The organism is Bradyrhizobium zhengyangense (assembly GCF_022012435.1).
GTDB lineage: Bacteria > Pseudomonadota > Alphaproteobacteria > Rhizobiales > Xanthobacteraceae > Bradyrhizobium > Bradyrhizobium zhengyangense.
In genome coordinates this window covers 1,339,269-1,356,358 of record NZ_JAKLUA010000001.1, presented here as the reverse complement: position 1 = coordinate 1,356,358, position 17,090 = coordinate 1,339,269, and the positions used below count along the sequence as shown (strand labels likewise).

At 60.6% G+C, this 17,090-nt stretch carries 14 protein-coding genes; 9 read left to right on the top strand and 5 right to left on the bottom strand.

Annotated elements, in window-relative coordinates:
* Positions 1-52: 52 nt before the first annotated feature.
* A complete protein-coding gene (gene groL, locus L6637_RS06605) occupies positions 53-1,675 on the bottom strand; it encodes a chaperonin GroEL (protein ID WP_237870027.1) in 1,623 nt (540 codons plus the stop codon).
* Positions 1,676-1,922: 247 nt separating this feature from the next.
* On the opposite strand from groL, the gene ftsH reads away from it, so the two are divergent.
* Positions 1,923-3,725, top strand: a complete 1,803-nt coding sequence (ftsH, locus tag L6637_RS06600) for an ATP-dependent zinc metalloprotease FtsH (protein ID WP_237858901.1) — start codon at positions 1,923-1,925, stop codon at positions 3,723-3,725.
* Between the two features lie 77 nt (positions 3,726-3,802).
* On the opposite strand, the gene L6637_RS06595 is transcribed toward ftsH, so the two are convergent.
* The gene (locus L6637_RS06595; RefSeq protein WP_237858899.1) at positions 3,803-4,141 is read right to left on the bottom strand and encodes a hypothetical protein; all 339 of its coding nucleotides are present in this window, start codon (positions 4,139-4,141) and stop codon (positions 3,803-3,805) included.
* A 549-nt stretch (positions 4,142-4,690) separates the two neighbouring features.
* Here L6637_RS06595 and L6637_RS06590 point away from each other — a divergent pair.
* A complete protein-coding gene (locus L6637_RS06590) occupies positions 4,691-4,897 on the top strand; it encodes a DUF6894 family protein (protein ID WP_338076840.1) in 207 nt (68 codons plus the stop codon).
* Positions 4,898-5,064: 167 nt separating this feature from the next.
* On the opposite strand, the gene L6637_RS06585 is transcribed toward L6637_RS06590, so the two are convergent.
* On the bottom strand, positions 5,065-5,940 hold the full coding sequence (locus tag L6637_RS06585) for a ferritin family protein (protein ID WP_237869668.1): 876 nt from the start codon (positions 5,938-5,940) through the stop codon (positions 5,065-5,067).
* A gap of 164 nt (positions 5,941-6,104) precedes the next feature.
* Between L6637_RS06585 and L6637_RS06580 the strand changes: the two genes are divergently transcribed.
* The 7 genes from L6637_RS06580 to L6637_RS06550 are packed head-to-tail and all read left to right on the top strand — an operon-like array spanning position 6,105 to position 14,998.
* On the top strand, positions 6,105-8,366 hold the full coding sequence (locus L6637_RS06580) for a NosR/NirI family protein (RefSeq protein ID WP_237859425.1): 2,262 nt from the start codon (positions 6,105-6,107) through the stop codon (positions 8,364-8,366).
* A 17-nt stretch (positions 8,367-8,383) separates the two neighbouring features.
* Positions 8,384-10,333: a TAT-dependent nitrous-oxide reductase gene (gene nosZ, locus L6637_RS06575; protein ID WP_237858894.1), complete on the top strand. Its 1,950-nt coding sequence runs from the start codon at positions 8,384-8,386 to the stop codon at positions 10,331-10,333.
* A gap of 13 nt (positions 10,334-10,346) precedes the next feature.
* A complete protein-coding gene (locus L6637_RS06570) occupies positions 10,347-11,708 on the top strand; it encodes a nitrous oxide reductase family maturation protein NosD (protein WP_237858893.1) in 1,362 nt (453 codons plus the stop codon).
* Positions 11,705-12,616: an ABC transporter ATP-binding protein gene (locus L6637_RS06565; protein ID WP_237858892.1), complete on the top strand. Its 912-nt coding sequence runs from the start codon at positions 11,705-11,707 to the stop codon at positions 12,614-12,616. The genes L6637_RS06570 and L6637_RS06565 overlap by 4 nt, the downstream gene beginning before the upstream one ends.
* Positions 12,613-13,440, top strand: a complete 828-nt coding sequence (locus tag L6637_RS06560) for an ABC transporter permease subunit (protein WP_237858891.1) — start codon at positions 12,613-12,615, stop codon at positions 13,438-13,440. Before L6637_RS06565 ends, L6637_RS06560 begins: the two co-directional genes overlap by 4 nt.
* Positions 13,441-13,460: 20 nt before the next feature.
* Positions 13,461-13,988 (top strand): nitrous oxide reductase accessory protein NosL, encoded by a 528-nt coding sequence (locus L6637_RS06555; RefSeq protein ID WP_377802685.1) that lies wholly within the window; start codon positions 13,461-13,463, stop codon positions 13,986-13,988.
* Positions 13,989-13,999: 11 nt separating this feature from the next.
* Complete coding sequence (locus tag L6637_RS06550) at positions 14,000-14,998, top strand: FAD:protein FMN transferase (RefSeq protein ID WP_237859423.1); 999 nt, start codon at positions 14,000-14,002, stop codon at positions 14,996-14,998.
* A 58-nt stretch (positions 14,999-15,056) separates the two neighbouring features.
* Here the strand turns inward: L6637_RS06550 and L6637_RS06545 are convergent, their stop codons facing one another.
* Both L6637_RS06545 and L6637_RS06540 read right to left on the bottom strand, forming a co-directional pair.
* Positions 15,057-15,932: a polysaccharide deacetylase family protein gene (locus L6637_RS06545; RefSeq protein WP_237869667.1), complete on the bottom strand. Its 876-nt coding sequence runs from the start codon at positions 15,930-15,932 to the stop codon at positions 15,057-15,059.
* Between the two features lie 5 nt (positions 15,933-15,937).
* Positions 15,938-17,044, bottom strand: a complete 1,107-nt coding sequence (locus L6637_RS06540) for an LLM class flavin-dependent oxidoreductase (protein ID WP_237858886.1) — start codon at positions 17,042-17,044, stop codon at positions 15,938-15,940.
* Between the last annotated feature and the right edge of the window lie 46 nt (positions 17,045-17,090).

Here is a 17,090-nt window from a genome sequence, read left to right as displayed (position 1 = left end):
GATCGTATTGTCGATCTTCCGGCGTTGAAAAATGATGTAGCTGGGGCGTGCCCTACATCGCCATGTCGTGCTCTGCCAAGCGCTCACGCTTCGGTTCCGGAAGTTCCGTCATCGTCGCTTCCGTCAGAAGCAGGACGCTTGCCACCGAGACGGCGTTTTCAAGCGCGGTCCGTACGACTTTGACGGGGTCGACAATGCCGGATTCGACGAGATCGACATAGACCTTGCGGGCAGCATCGAAACCGAAATTTCCCTCGCTGCCGAGCATCCGCGCGACCACGACGCCGCCGTCGGTAGCAGAATTCTCGGCAATCTGACGGGCCGGTGCTTCGAGTGCTCGCCTCAGGATTTGAACACCAGTGCGTTCGTCTCCCTCGCAAGCAGCTTCTTCCTTGGCTATGGCCGCAACCGTTCGAAGCAGCGCAAGTCCGCCGCCAGGTACGATGCCTTCTGCAACCGCTGCCTTGGTGGAGCTGATGGCATCGTCGAGGGCCTCCTTCTTCGCCTTCATCTCGGCTTCGGTCGGTGCCCCGACCCGGATCACGGCGACGCCGCCGGACAGCCGGGCCAAACGTTCCTCGAGCTTCTCCCGGTCGTAGTCGCTGGTGGTCTTCTCGATTTCGACCCGAATCTGCGCAACCCGCGCGTCGATGCGCGAACGATCGCCGCCGCTGCCGATCAGGGTGGTGTTCTCCTTGTCGGCAACCACGCGCGAGGCGCGGCCGAGCTGCTGCAGGGTAGCACTTTCGAGCTTCAAGCCGATCTCTTCCGAGATCACTTGTGCGCCGGTTAGAATCGCTATGTCTTCCAGCATGGCTTTGCGCCGATCGCCGAACCCAGGTGCCTTGACCGCGCAGGCCTTGAGCACGCCACGTAGCTGGTTGACGATGAGAGTCGCTAGAGCTTCGCCCTCGATGTCTTCGGCGATGATCAGGAGCGATCGGCCGCTCTTGGCAACTTGCTCGAGGACGGGAACGAGGTCGCGCAGTGCTCCGATCTTGTGGTCGCAGAGTAGGACGTACGGATCCTCCAGCACCGATTCCATCCGGTCGGCATCGGTGACGAAGTAAGGGGACAGGAAGCCACGATCGAATTTCATCCCTTCGACGACGTCGAGGAGGGTTTCGGTTGTCTTGGATTCTTCCACCGAAATTACACCATCACCGCCAACCTTTTCGATCGCGTCGGCGACCAGCTCACCGATGGAGGTATCGTTGTGGGCCGAAATCGTCGCGACCTGAGCCCTTTCGGCTCTCGTCTTCACCGGTTTTGCCATCGCGCGCAGCGCAGCGATCGCGGCCTGTGTGCCTCGATCCAGGCCACGCTTCAGGTCGATCGCGCTCGCGCCGGCAACAACGTTACGAACTCCATCCGACAAGATCGCATGCGCAAGGATAGTCGAGGTGCTGGTGCCATCTCCGACGACATCACCCGTCTTTTCGGCGGCCTGGCGAAGAACCTGGGCGCCAAGGTTCTCCTCGGCGTCCTTGAGATCGAACTCCTTCGCGATTGTGACGCCATCGTTGCAGACGATCGGCGCTCCCCATCCTTTCTGGATCAGAACAGATTTTGACTTCGGGCCGAGCGTAACGCGCACCGCGTCCGCGAGGAGGGAAGCGCCGCGCAGGACCTTCTCGCGCGCGGCTGAATGGAACAGAACTTGTTTGTGTGCCATTGAAATGCCTCGGGTGTGCTGCGGTTTGCGGATATTTCGCTGCACAGTGTGTACGACTGTATTTGGCAGCGATTGATCTCGGTCAACAGGGGGCAATGTCGATGTTGTGGTTTCCACCCGTGTTGGTGACCGAGTTGACCTGAATCAATCCGACGCAGCCGTCTCCCATTACCAATTGAGTGTGAGCTGATGTTGACGGGAGGGACAGTTGGAGTCAGGTCAAGGGTCGCGGAAGCAGACCGTCGCGATGGCCATCATCTTCGCCGGCAGCATGTTGCTCGTTGCCCTGCAATTCCTTTTCGCAACCTATAATTCGATCGAGACTATTCCCTACAGCCAGTTTGAGCAGCTGCTCGCCCAGGAAAAGATCGCCGAGGTATCCGTGGGGCCGGATACCATCCAGGGAAAACTGAAGGAGCAGCTCCCGAGCGGAAAGTCCGCGTTCGTCACGGCGCGAGTTGATATGTCCCTGGCAGATAAGTTGGCGCAGAAGGGCGTGAGCGTCACTGGCGTTCCCGGCAGCGGAGCATTGCAAAGCCTGTTGTCCTGGATCTTCCCGGTCGTCGTCTTTGTCGTGATCTGGTACTGGATCGGACGCGGCATGACCGGCCGGCAAGGGTTCGGCGGACTCATGGCGATCGGTAAATCGCGCGCCAAAGTCTATGCCGAGAAGGACATCAAGGTGACCTTCGCCGACGTCGCCGGGGTTGATGACGCGAAGTTCGAGCTTCAGGAGGTGGTTTCGTTCCTCAGGGATCCCGGGAGCTACGGCCGCTTGGGTGCGCATGTGCCGAAGGGCATTCTGCTGGTGGGACCGCCTGGAACCGGCAAGACGTTACTGGCCCGCGCTGTTGCGGGCGAAGCTGGCGTTCCGTTCTTCTCGATTTCGGGCTCCGAATTCGTTGAGATGTTCGTCGGCGTGGGCGCCGCGCGCGTGCGGGACCTGTTCGAGCAAGCCCGTAAGGCTGCCCCATGCATCATCTTCGTCGACGAGCTCGACGCGCTTGGACGTAGCCGCGGGCCGCTGTCGTTCTCGAGCCACGACGAGAAGGAACAGACCCTCAACCAGCTCCTGTCAGAGCTTGACGGCTTCGATCCGAGCGTCGGCGTGATCCTGCTGGCAGCGACCAATCGTCCCGAAATCCTGGATCCCGCACTGCTACGGGCAGGACGGTTTGACCGGCAGGTCCTCGTCGACCGGCCGGACAAGACGGGGCGCATTGCCATTCTCAGGGTGCACGTCCGCAAGATCCGGATGGGCGAGGAAGTCGATCTGGAGAAAGTGGCCGGCCTCACAACCGGCTTTACCGGAGCTGATCTTGCCAATCTCGTCAATGAAGCCGCGATAGCTGCGACCCGGCGGGGCGCCGCCGAGGTCTCTTTCGTTGATTTCGTCGCCGCGATCGAGCGGATCGTCGCCGGAGTGGAAAAGAAGAGCAGGGTGCTCGGCAAGGAGGAGCGGCGTAGGGTCGCATATCACGAGATGGGCCATGCTCTCGTGGCAGCGAGCCTGCCGGGGGTCGATCCGGTGCAGAAAGTATCGATCATCCCGCGCGGAATCGGTGCGCTGGGCTACACCATTCAACGTCCCACCGAAGACAGGTTCTTGCTGACGATTGAAGAGCTGAAGAACCGTATCGCGGTGCTGATGGGTGGACGTGCGTCGGAGCGCCTGATTTTCGATGGTGCGATTTCGACCGGGGCCGCCGACGATCTTCAACGTGCGACCGAGGTGGCCATTGAGATGGTGACCAAATACGGCATGGACGAGACGGTCGGGCAGCGCACCTATGCCCCCAAACCCCAGGCATTTCTCGCGGCCCAGGATGCGGTCGTTACTGCCGCTGAAGCCACCGGCCGCGAGATCGATCTTGCTGTGCGCAATTTGATCGAGGATGGTGATCGTCGTGCCCGCGATATCCTGCAGCGACGCCGCGCCGACCTTGACGCCGGTGTCGAACTGTTGATTGCAAATGAAACCGTGACCGCAGAGCAGTTTACGCCGCTACTCGGCAAGAGCATCGAAAAGAACGAATCCATCGCTGCCTGATCGCAACCGACCCGGCCACCATCTACTCAGCAGTTCGCAGCTTGGTGTCACGTTGCCAGCGCGACTTCCGTCCCCTCTCAAGCGGGCCGTGATCCGATTCTGTGGCGAAGGCGGTGGCAGAAATCATCCAGTACCGTGTGAACATTCTCAAGGTGGATCAGGCGTCTTTCCGCGTCTTCCCGCTCTGACGTGCCGAGGGCGAGAGAATCGCGGCGGGAGGCTGCTTGTGCGACCAATTGGCGGCTCCCTGCAACTTTGGTTTCTGCAAACTCCAGATGTTCGCCGTCCTCGCCGAGCTTGTCGAGCTCAGCGATAAGCAGTGCGATAGTGGTACTTCGGCGCTGCGTCGTGAGGTTCGTGTCTTTCAAAATCTCCAGGTAGTGATCGACGTTTGCCCGGGCGACGTACCTATGCATGGTGTGCTCCCCCGCTACGCGCAACTGTTAAATGTTACCACCAACGGATGGGGCGGCTAAATCGGATCAGGTGTAGATGGCGGTATTATGATGCGGAATTGGCTCCGGCAACCTACGTGATCTTCCTGAGTTGATGTTCGGGCGGGGGAGAGACAGGTCTGTGTAACGGAGCTTCCATGTCCAACATCCTGTTTCGCTGCCCCAATACGGGCATGAACGTTCAACGTCCCATCAGTGAGCCCGCCTCAGGCACGTCCGCCGGCGCGGTCGCGGTCGTGGATTGCCCGGCTTGCGCGCGGATTCATTTGATCAATGTGTCGACAGGTGAATTGTCGCGCGATGTCCGGAGCAGATGATGATCGAGATGTCCGTTGATCCCGATCAAGCCGAGCCTGGGAGAGGTGGCTAGTATCTTCTGGCGTAACTGGCCCACGACTACGCCCCCCAAGCCGCCGCCGAGGCCCATTCCCCAAGGCTCTCGGCGGCCTTTTTGCTTCTTGGGATGGGATAACCCGTTTCGCCGTCAGCCGCAGGACTGATATGATGCGCATGTACTACTTCGACATGAAGGACGGCGTTCCGGTTCGGGACGAAGCCGGCCTGGCGCTGGTGAGTGATGGCGCGGCCATTGCACACAGCAAGCGTCTTGCGGACAAGGTGCGCAAAGAAAAACCCTCAGGGAATCCGGATCTTCGGATTGTCGTTATCGATGAAAGCGGCCGAGAGGTCCACCACGAACACGTCTATCCGCGGTGACCAGTGCGACTGTTGCGACCGTGGCTCATCAGAAGATTTGGTTAAGGGTTCGAGACGCTGTGCGCTACCAATGGCCACGATCACTTCTGATGGATGGAGACCGCCGTCTTTTTCGACTACGTCGAGACTCCGAATAGCTTGCGCACTGCGGAGATGTTCGTTCTCTATCATTCAGGTGTTGATGCGATGGTCCGAAGGTCTGCCAGCCGAGCGATGGAGTGGGCCGCAAGCTGCTGGGCCAGCTCCAATCGCGACGGGTCGACGGCTTTGTCGGCCTCATCCAGATAAATCGAGGACAATTGCTCCGCGCGGCGAAGCGCGCGACGCTTGATCTCGTCGAACGCTTCAGCGCGCGGCAATGCGTCGTTTGCCTCGGACATCTGTGAGCCGTCCCCAATCAGGGACAGGAGGTGTCTTCGCTGCGGCGCGGGTGCGTCCTGCGACCATCGAAAGATGTCCTTGAGAAGAAGGCTTTCAAGCAGCGCCGCCGAAGACAGCTCGGTGGCTCCGGGCGCGTCTCCCGCAAGAGCGTCTCTTCGCTCAGCCCGCCATGCCAATCGGCGTTCGCGTCGAAGCAGATTACCATCGCGCAGCGCCTCGCGAGCCATACTCTCAGCGGCGGTACGTACGATTCCGATGTCAGCGCGTGCTGCAATATAAGTCCAAAATATGAAGGCACGTTCGCGGTGCCGGACCGCCAGGGCCCATGCGCCATAGGCGGCCGAGAGAAGCGAGTTCTCGATGTCTGAAAGCTCTTCCGCGAGAACCAGCTCCATCGGCATCCAGCGGAGATCGGCCTGAGCCGGCGCGCGTCCGATAGCCGCGATACAGGCTTTTTCGATTGCTTCGGCGCGTTCCTCTTCGCGTTGACTCAACGCTTCGAACACGCGACGGACGGGCGCGAAGGCCTCGTCGCTGGCTGCGGCGAGCTTGCCATAACGCTGCGCAGCTCTTTCGGTCAGTGTAAGTGCGATCGAATAGAGTTCGCCGATGTTCCGGACGGGAGCGGGCGGTTCTATTGCCAATAGGGGTTCGCTGCGCATCTTCAGTTCCAATCAGATTGTAAAGTTTGACCTGATCTGGATCGCGTCAGTTTGAGATAGCTCAAAATCGAGCCCAGTCGCGCTTGTTAGAAGGAGTGGGACTCAGAACAACGGCGTTCTGCTAACTGAAAGCAGCGCCCTTGCGTGAATTCTTCAACATCCGTCTGTTCTTAGGGTTTGCCTTGGCCATTGTTGGCTGGATCGGCTTCGGCTGTCCGGCTCACGCCGCTGGTAGGTTGAGCGACTATCTGTCGAAGGCGCAGCCGGGCGAACTGGTTCCCGGTGCGAACAGGCTGGGAGCGATGCAGGGCGATCCGGCGATCGCACCGGCATACAAAGATGACCTGCTTCTCGGGTTCGTCTACCTGAATTCGGACTTCGCCAACGCAATCGGGTATTCCGGCAAACCGATTCAGCTCCTGATCGGGATCAACCCGAGGGGTGTCCTGACCGGCCTGAAGCTGGTTGAGCACAAGGAGCCCATCGTCCTAGTGGGCATTCCGGAAAAGCGCATCCTGGAAGCCGTCAACAAATTGATCGGCACCGACATGGAACCTGTCGTGCGCGGGGCGGTCCCCGCGCCGCAGGTCGATATTGTGAGTGGCGCGACGGTCACTGTTCTGGTGATGGGGGACAGCATCGTCCGCTCCGCGACGAAGCTCATCAAGAGCGGTCGTCTCGGTACACAAGGCAATGCGCAGGCCGGCACTGCGCCCCAGTCTACCAAGACGATTGATCCCGGTAAGAGCGAGACCCGAGACTGGCAAGGCTTGCTCGGTGACGGCTCAGTTCGCCGCCTGACCATGACCCTTGCCGATGTCAACCAGGCCTTCGAGAAATCCGGCAACGCGGGCGCGGTGGCCCATCCCGAAGAGGGAGATCCTGGCAACATCTTCATCGACCTCTATGTTGCCGACGTCGCGGTGCCGACGATCGGCCGCAGCCTGCTCGGCAAAGATGGATACGAGCGCCTGACTGCAAGGCTCAAGCCGGGCCAGCAGGCTCTCGTCGTTGCTGGGACAGGCCGCTACTCCTTCAAGGGAGCCGCCTACGTGCGCGGTGGGATATTCGATCGGATCGAGTTGATCCAGGAGACCAACAGCACCCGATTTCGCGATCGCGACCACACCCGGCTGGGGAGCCTCGAAGCCGAGGGCGCACCCGACCTTCCGGAGATCGCCCTTTTCGTCGTGCCGGCTGAGTTCAATTTCGATCCAACCGAACCATGGACGCTGCAACTGCTCGTGCAGCGCGTGGTGGGCACGCGTGACAAGGCATGGGTAACCTTTGAACTGGGATATGCGCTGCCCGACGCCTACGTAAAGCGCGAGCCGGTGGCGCAACCGCCCGCCGCATCGCCGGCAAAGATACCGGAAGCGACTGCAAATCGGCGCGGTGCTGCTCCTCCGCCTGCCGAAGACGAGCCGCTGTGGATGAAGATCTGGCGAGGCAACATCGTCAAGATCGGCGTGACGGTCTTCGCGCTGGGCGCGCTCACGCTGATCTTCTTCTTTCAGAATCAACTCGTGCGGCGCCCAAACGTCTACACCTGGGTGCGCCGGGCCTACCTCGCGTTCATCCTGGTTTGGCTGGGCTGGTATGCGAATGCTCAGCTGTCGGTTGTCAACGTTCTGACGTTCGCCAATTCACTGTTGACAGGCTTCAGCTGGGAATACTTCCTCTCCGCACCGCTGATCTTCCTGCTGTGGTGCTCGGTCGCTGCCGGCCTTCTGTTCTGGGGGCGCGGTCCATTCTGTGGCTGGCTGTGTCCGTTCGGCGCGTTGCAGGAACTAATCAACAACGTCGCACAAGCGCTGAAGATACCGCAATATCGATTGCCATGGGGTCTTCATGAGCGGCTGTGGCCACTCAAGTACATCATCTTCCTCGCCCTTTTCGGCATGTCGTTGTATTCGACCGCATTCGCCGAGCAGCTTGCGGAGGTCGAGCCCTTCAAGACGGCGATCATCCTGAAGTTCGCGCGCGAATGGCCGTTCGTCATCTACGCCCTGACACTTCTGTCGGCCGGATTGTTCGTCGAGCGCTTTTTCTGCCGCTACATGTGCCCGCTTGGTGCGGCACTGGCGATTCCGGGGCGTATCCGCATGTTCGAATGGCTGCGCCGCTGGCCTGAATGCGGCTCGCCCTGTCAGCGCTGCGCCAACGACTGCCCGGTGCAGGCGATCCATCCTGAAGGGCATATCAACGTCAATGAATGCATCTACTGCATGCACTGCCAGGAACTCTACTTCGACGACCACCGCTGCCCGCACATGATCCAGGTGCGGCTGAAGCGCGAGAAGCGCGAAGCACTCTCGTCTCAGTCGATGCGCAGTGGCGGCAAAGGCCCGAGCACGATCATCACCGCGGGCGGCAAGCCGGTCGAGCTGCCGCGCGTGGAAGCTATCACCCCACCGCCAACTTGATGACCCAGGAGGCTATCATGAGTGAGAACAAGAATGGAAAATCCGTCAGCCGACGCACGTTGTTGGGGACCACGGCTGCGGCTGCCGGTGTAGGCATTGCAGGCGGGGTCGGCCTGTCGAGCGACGGCCGCGGCCTCGTTGCGGCTGCGGACGCGCAGACCAACGCGGCACCAAGGGCGCCGGCGGCGCGGACCGCGGTGCAAAAGACCGAGGTGGCGCCAGGCGAATTGGACGAATACTACGTGTTCTTTTCCAGCGGCCAATCCGGCGAAATGCGCATCGTTGGCTTGCCCTCGATGCGCGAACTGATGCGCGTTCCCGTGTTCAATCGCTGCAGCGCTACGGGATGGGGACTGACCAATGAAAGTCTGAAGGTGCTGACTGAAGGGTTGCAGCCAACGACCCGCGAATTGCTCAAGAACCGCGGCGGCACGTTCATGAACGGCGATCTGCATCACCCGCATATCTCGTTTACCGATGGTACCTATGACGGCCGATACGCCTTTATGAACGACAAGGCCAATACCCGGGTCGCGCGTGTGCGCCTTGACGTGATGAAGTGCGACAAAATCATTGAGCTGCCTAACCAGCATACCGTCCATGGTCTTCGAGTGCAAAAGTATCCCCGCACAGGATACGTGTTCTGCAACGGTGAGGACGGCGTACCGCTCCCGAACGACGGCAAGGTGCTCGACAAGCCGAAGGAATACCATGCGATCTTCACGGCTCTGGACGGCGATACCATGAAAGTGGCCTGGCAGGTGATCGTCGACGGCAATCTCGACAACGTCGATGCCGACTACCAGGGCAAATACGCATTCTCGACTTGCTACAATTCGGAGGAAGGCGTGAATCTGGCCGAGATGACGGCCAAGGAGCAGGATTGGGTCGTTATCTTCAACCTCAAGCGGATCGAAGAGGGCGTAAAAAAGGGCGACTTCAAGGAAATGAACGGCGTTCCGGTGCTCGATGGCCGCAAGGGCTCGCCCTACACGCGCTACGTCCCGGTCTCGAACAATCCGCACGGCATGAACACCGCGCCCGATGGTATCCATATCGTCGCGGCTGGAAAGCTGTCGCCGACCGTCACGGTGATGGACGTCCGGCTGTTCGATCAGTTGTTCGACGACAAGATCAAGCCGCGCGACGTCGTCGTGGCCGAACCAGAACTTGGCCTCGGACCACTGCATACCGCCTATGATGGCAAAGGCAACGCCTACACGACGCTGTTCCTCGACAGCCAAGTCTGCAAGTGGAACATCGACCTCGCAAAACGCGCCTTCAAGGGCGAGAAGGTCGATCCCATCATCCAGAAGCTCGACGTTCACTATCAGCCTGGTCACAACCACTCCTCCATGGGCCAGACCAAGGAAGCCGACGGAAAGTGGCTCATCTCCCTGAACAAGTTCTCCAAGGACCGCTTTCTCAATGTCGGTCCGCTGAAGCCGGAGAACGATCAGCTGATCGACATATCGGGTGACAAGATGATTCTCGTCCACGACGGTCCGAGCTTCGCCGAGCCGCACGATGCAACGATCGTTCATCGCTCCAAGATCAACCCGATCTCGATCTGGGACCGAGCCGATCCGATGTTCGCGGATGCGGTGAGGCAGGCGAAGGCCGACGGGGTCGATCTCGAAGCTGACTCCAAGGTGGTCCGCGACGGCAACAAGGTCCGTGTCTACATGACGTCGACCGCGCCCGCGTTCGGCCTCGAGACCTTCCAGGTCAAGCAGGGCGATCAGGTGACCGTCTATGTCACCAACATCGACGCCGTAGAGGACCTGACTCACGGCTTCTGCATCGTGAACTACGGCATCCAGATGGAGGTTGCGCCGATGGCGACAGCCTCGGTCTCGTTCACCGCGGATAGGCCCGGCGTGTACTGGTATTACTGCTCCTGGTTCTGTCATGCCATGCATATGGAGATGAAGGGCCGGATGTTTGTCGAACCCAAGATGGTCTGAACGAGGACAGAACGTGCGCCTCCTGCAACGACTCATTCCGGCGGCTATCGTTGCCGCCGGGGTTCTTGGTTCCGCCACCGCGGCGGAGCTGAAAGCTGTCGCGGACCAGCCGCTCCAGGCGGTGCTGGACCGCGCGCAGGAAGGCGACGTCGTCAAGCTAGAGCCCGGCCTTTACAAGGGTGGGATCACGATTGACCGTCGGCTCGTCTTGACTGGAGGATCTGATGCCGTACTCAGTGGTGTCGGTTCCGGCAATGTCATTACTGTGGCCGCACCGGAAGTCACCATCCGCGGCATCACCATCAGGGACTCCGGCCGCGATCTTCAGGCCATGAATTCAGGGATATTTCTCGAGAAGACCGCAGAGCGTGCGGTGATCGAAAACAACCGCCTGGAAGGAAACCTGTTCGGCATCTATGTTCACGGCGCAGCAGGCTCTCGCGTCGAGCGCAACGTCATCGAAGGATTGCGCGAGGGCCGCCGCAGCGAGAGCGGGAATGGCGTGTCGCTCTGGAACGCGCCTGACGTCACCATCGCGGAAAACACCTTCCGTTATGGCCGAGACGGCATCTTCACGATCAGCAGCCGCAAGGACCATTTCATCAACAACCGTTTCGAGCAGGTGCGCTTCGCGGTGCACTACATGTACACCAACGACAGCGAGGTCCTCGGCAACGTTTCCATCCGTAATACCGTGGGCTATGCCATCATGTATTCGAACCGACTGGTGATCCGGAACAACATCTCGGATCGCGACCGGGACTACGGGATACTGTTCAACTACGCCAACTACGCCGAGATCGACGGCAACCGAGTCGTTGGCGGACCGCTGGAAAATAATGTTGCAGTCAGCAGCGAAGGTGCGCCAGATGAAAAGGAGATGGTCCTCGACATAACGCCGACGCGTGACGTCCGCAGCGGGCCGGAAAAGTGTGTGTTCATCTACAACACCAACCACAACAAGTTCCGCAATAACTGGTTCGAACACTGCGGCATCGGCGTCCACTTCACCGCCGGCTCGGAAGGTAACGAGATTTCCGGCAATGCCTTCGTCGGCAATCGCAACCAGGTGAAATACGTCGGTACGCGCGATCTCGACTGGTCAAAGGGTGGTCGTGGCAATTACTGGAGCGACAACCCGGCGTTCGACCTGAACGGTGACGGGATTGCCGACACCGCTTATCGGCCCAATGATCTGGTCGATCGCGTGCTGTGGACGGCGCCGTCCGCCAAAGTCTTGATCAACAGCCCGGCGGTGCAGGTCTTGCGCTGGGCGCAGGCGCAGTTCCCGGCTCTTTATCCCGGCGGTGTCGTCGATAGCCATCCGCTGGTCGCGCCGCCACCGAAGCCCTCGCCCGAACGGAGTCCCAGATGACCGCTACCGTGTCGGTGACCGGTGTCGACAAAAGCTATCGCAACGTGCGTGCGCTCCGCGACGTCTCGTTCGCTCTCGTCCCCGGGCGGCTGAGTGCGCTTGTGGGCCACAATGGCGCTGGCAAGACCACGCTGATCAAATTGATGCTCGGTTTGATCCGCTCCGACCGCGGCGAAATTCGCGTGATGGGGCAGGATCCAGCGGCGGGCGAGTTTTCGGCACGCCAGCTTCTAGGCTATCTTCCTGAGAACGTCGCGTTCAACGCGGCCCTCACGGGGCGCGAGACGCTGGCGTTCTATGCGCGTCTGAAGCGGATCAGGCCGGCCTCGGCATGGGCGCTGCTCGACCGCGTCGGATTGAGTGATGCCGCCGATCGTCGTGTCGGAACCTATTCTAAGGGCATGCGGCAGCGATTAGGTCTGGCCCAAGCGCTGCTCGGGCAGCCACGCGTGCTGCTGCTCGATGAGCCGACCACGGGGCTCGATCCGGCACTGCGGCAGACATTTTACGAGATTCTGAGCGAATTGCGGGACGGGGGCGCCACCGTCCTGATTTCGTCTCATGCGCTCAACGAACTCGAAGATCGCGCGGAGCATGTTCTAATCATGAACCGCGGCCGGCTGGTCGTGCAAGGCACATTGGCGGAGCTTCGCTCGCTCTCGCAGTTGCCGATCCGGGTCTCGCTCGATCTAGCAGCCGGCACCGATAACGCAATTGCCGCTCCGATTGGGGACAAAACCATTTCAGCCGCGGGCCGCAGGACCGTGCTGGTGGCTGACGAAAAGGGGAAGATGGATCTGTTGCGCGCGGTTGCGAACGATCCTCGTGTCAAAGATATCGAAATTGCGGTGCCGACCCTCGATGATCTCTACGCACACTTTCTCAAGACGCAGGAGCGGGCCGCATGAGGACGGTCGCAATCATCGCTTTCAAGGAGATCCAGGAAGGCCTGCGGAACCGCTGGGTATTGGCGACCACGCTGCTACTGGCCGCTCTTGCCTTATCGCTGACGTTTCTCGGCAGCGCTCCGACCGGCAATGTAGGCGCCGGCGCCCTCGACGTGGTGGTTGTCAGCCTGTCCAGCCTGACGATCTTTCTGTTGCCGCTTATCGCACTTCTAATCTCGCACGATGCAGTGGTCGGCGAAATGGAGCGGGGCACGATGATCCTGCTGCTGAGCTACCCGGTAGGTCGCGGCCAGGTCATTCTCGGCAAATTCTGCGGCCATGTTCTGATCCTCGCCTTCGCGACGATCCTCGGTTACGGCGCGGCCGCAGCCGCGCTCGCGATCACCGGCGCCTCTGTACTAGCGGCAAGCTGGTACGCCTTCGCTTCGATGCTTGGAACATCGATCATGCTTGGGGCCGTATTCGTGGCGATAGGATATCTGATCAGCAGTCTGGTCCGTGACCGCGGCACCGCCGCGGGCCTGTCGGTCGGAATCTGGCTTTTGATGGTGTTGGTGTTCGACATGGCGCTGCTTGGCATCCTGGTGATCGACCAGGGACAGAGTATCTCGGCAACGGTCCTGGAATGGCTTCTGTTTCTCAATCCTACTGATCTTTATCGTCTGGCGAATCTCACCGGCTTCAATGTGAGCCAGTTTTCCGGCATGGCCGGGCTGTCTGGATCGGCGACTACCGGCATTACGGCGCTGTTGCTCGGGCTGCTGGTCTGGATCGTGGCGCCGCTCGGACTTGCGACAACCTTCTTCGCACGGAGGGAATTATGACCCGAAGATCCGTGGGTGCGATGATCGTCGCTGCGCTGCTTCTCGTTGGCTGCAATCGGGACGCGGGCAACACCAGCATGCCGGCACCATTCCCCCTGACCCGTGATGCGATGGGCGTCTTTTGCGGCATGAACCTGATGGAGCATCCCGGACCTAAGGGGCAGATCATCACGGCGGGTCGCATCGATCCGTTTTGGTTCACCTCCGTTCGCGATACCGTGGCGTTCACGTTGATGCCGGATCAGCCGCGTGACATCCGGGCGATCTACGTCTCGGACATGGGCCACGCGGCGAGTTGGGACGACCCCGGCGCGACGAACTGGATCGACGCGCGGAAAGCGTTTTTCGTGATCCAAAGCCACAAGCAAGGCGGCATGGGTGCGGCGGAGGCGGTGCCGTTCGGCAACCGTTCGGCAGCCGATGGGTTCGCTGCCGACAATGGTGGGCGAGTGGTGACGCTCGCTGAAATTCCTGGCGCCTACGTGCTGGGGAGTGACACAGTGGGCGGCTCCGTCGAACATGATCGCGGCGATGTCAGGCTCAACTGAGGATCTCGATGATGCACAATCCAGGTCTCACGCGGCGGCGGATGATAGCAATCACGGCGACGGCGCTCGGTTCGGCTTTCGTGAGCGGCTCCCGCACCGCTCGAGCAGGAGAGGCGGTCAGCTGGCACGGTTCGGCGCTCGGGGCTCAAGTCTCGATGGAGATATATCATCCGGACCGTGTCGAAGCCGCGCGATTGGTCGAAAGCTGTCTTCTCGACGTGCGCCGGCTGGAGCAGCAATTCAGCTTGTATCGTCAAGACTCCGCGATATGCACGCTCAACCGCACCGGCATTCTCGTCGCGCCGGATCCGGACATGGTAGCTTTGCTGGATGCGTCGTTGGCCTTTGGCGAGTTGACCGGCGGCGCATTCGATCCAACCGTTCAACCGCTATGGCGGCTCTATGCCGACCATTTTTCTTCGGAGCATTCGGATCCGAGCGGCCCGCCGCAGGAGAAGCTTGCTGAAGTGATGGCAAGGGTCGGCCACCGCGGGCTGCTGGTGAGGCCAGATCGCATTGCTCTGACGCAACGTGGCGCTGCGGTTACTCTGAACGGCATCGCGCAGGGATTTGCGACCGACAAAGTCGTCGAGAAACTGCGAATGGCGGGCTTGTCGACGACCCTCGTCAATATGGGAGAAATACGCGCAATCGGGCGGCGACCCGAGGGCGCGCCGTGGCGTGTTGGTCTCGCAGACCCGGACCGACCTGGCGCGCTCACTGAGACGATTGATCTCGTCGACCGCGCCGTCGCGACAACGGCCGGCGCTGGATTCCGGTTCGACATCGCCGGTCGGTTTACGCACCTCTTCGACCCAAAAACGGGATGCAGTCCGTCCCTCTATCGAACGGTCAGCGTGGTCGCGCCGAGCGCAACCGAAGCAGACGCCCTCTCGACCGCGTTTAGTCTGATGGCCATTCCTCGAATTATGGATATCGTCGCGGCCCGTCCGAATGTCCAGGCGCGCCTGATCGATGCAGATGGTCGTATGACCGTATGTGGCGCGTGAGACATCGTTTCAGGCCACGGAACGACCCCGGATCCGAGCCAGTCGAACTCGACCAGCGCTATGTCCTCGCCATCTCGGCGCGGTACCAGTCGCCGATTTCACTTGCGGTCATCAGGGCTACGCCATCATGGCGGATGACATGGTCGAGCAGCGCCTCCAGATATTTGATCCGGTGTGGCACGCCGGTGATGTAAGGATGGATCGAGATCGCCATCACCCGTGCATTCTCGGCGCCCTCGAGATAAAGGCGATCGAACTGGTCGGTGCAGCGTTTCAAAAACTGCTCGGACGGCAAATGCTGTAGCGCATGAATGACAATGTCGTTGGTCTCCACCGAATAGGGGATGGTTGTGATCGTGCCGTGTGGAGTGGCGATTTCCTGCGGCAGATCGTCGATCACCCAGTCCGCGACGTATTCGATGCCGTTAAGGCGGAGCAGGTCGAGCGTTGCCTCGGTCTCAGTGAGGCCCGGGCTCTCCCATGAGCGCGGCGGCTTGCCGGCGAACTTGGAGATGGTATCGACCGCACGCTTGATCGCGTTGGCCTGGTCGTCGAGCTTGTGCATCGGCCCCTGCAGGAAGCCATGGCCCATGAACTCGAAGCCTGCTTCCAGCGCGGCGCCGGCGATACGGGGGTAGGAGTTGCAGACATTGCCGTTGATGGCGAGCGTTACCGGGATATTACGCTCGGTGAGCGCCTTGAACTGGCGCCAGAAACCCGCGCGCATGCCGTATTCGTGCCAAGACCAGTTCGGCACATCGGGCAACAGCGGCTGCCCCATGGGTGGTGACAGCACAGTACGAGGCATGGCGTTTTCGATCCGCCATTCCTCGACATTGAGGATGACCCAGACGGCGAGCCGCTTACCGCCGGGCAACTTGAGTTTCGGGCGATCGACCTGCGCCAGATAGGGGATCCGATCGGTGATAGCCATTGCGCTCAACCTGCGGCGTCGCGGCTTCGGGCGCAGGCGGCGTTGACGCGCGGCATGACTTGCTCTGCCATCAGGATCATGGAGCGGCGGCCGAGCTCGCGGTCGCGCCAGTCCTTGCCGGCGTAGAGGAATGTGCCGAAGCTGCCGACTTCTTCCTGGAAATCCAGCAATTGATCGGCGACGCTCTCCGGTGTGCCGTAGATAATGAGTTTTTCGCAGATGCTCTCCAGCGTCACTTCGTCGTCGGGCTGGTCGCGCCGGGTCTTGAACAGCTCGATGCGCCCATTTCGCTTCAGCTTGGTAAAGAGCGAGCGATAGTAATAGACGTAAGGTCCATTCGGATCAGTGGCATAAGCCTTGGCGGTCGCGGCGTCCTTGGCGACGAAGACGCTTTTGGCCACGCGCCAGTTGGCGGGATCGGCCGGACGGCCGACGCGCTCGCAGCCCTCGATATATTTCGGCCAGTGGCTCTTCACCCAGGCCGGCATCAGGAAGTTGGCGGAAATCGGTTCCCAGCCGCGTGCTGCCGCTTCGGTGACGCCTTTGGAGAAGGGCGCGACGGCAGTGACCACGATCGGCGGATGCGGGCGCTGCAGTGGCTTTGCGATAAAGCCCTGGCCGATGTCCTCGATCAGGGTTTTTTCGACCGAGATGTTCCAGTATTTCCCCGCGAGATTATAGGGCGGCTTGCTGTCCCAGATCGCCAGCACCTGGTTGATCGCCTCTAAAAACATCGCATTGCGATCGGCCTCGAGATTACCGAACAGCTCGGCGTCCGACAGCAGGCCGCCCGGGCTGATGCCGAAGATCAGCCTGCCGTCAAGCATGTGGTCGAGCATCGCGATGGAGGCGGCGATTGCGGCCGGATGGCTGTTCGGCATGTTGACCGTGCCGGTGCCGAGCTTGATCTGCTTGGTGGCGGCGGCAAGCCAGGCGATGAAAGCGATGCAAGACGTGATGTTTTCGGCGCGATCGGTGACGTGCTCGCCGACATAGGCTTCCGAAAATCCGAGCTCATCTGCCAGCAGGAAGGCTTCCCGGTCCTCCTGCAAGGATTGCCGCCAATCCTTGTCCAGGGGATGGATCGGCATCGTGAAGAACCCGAGTTTCATGTTTCTGCGGCTCCCCGACATTCTTGTTTGGCGTGAGCGTGCGTCG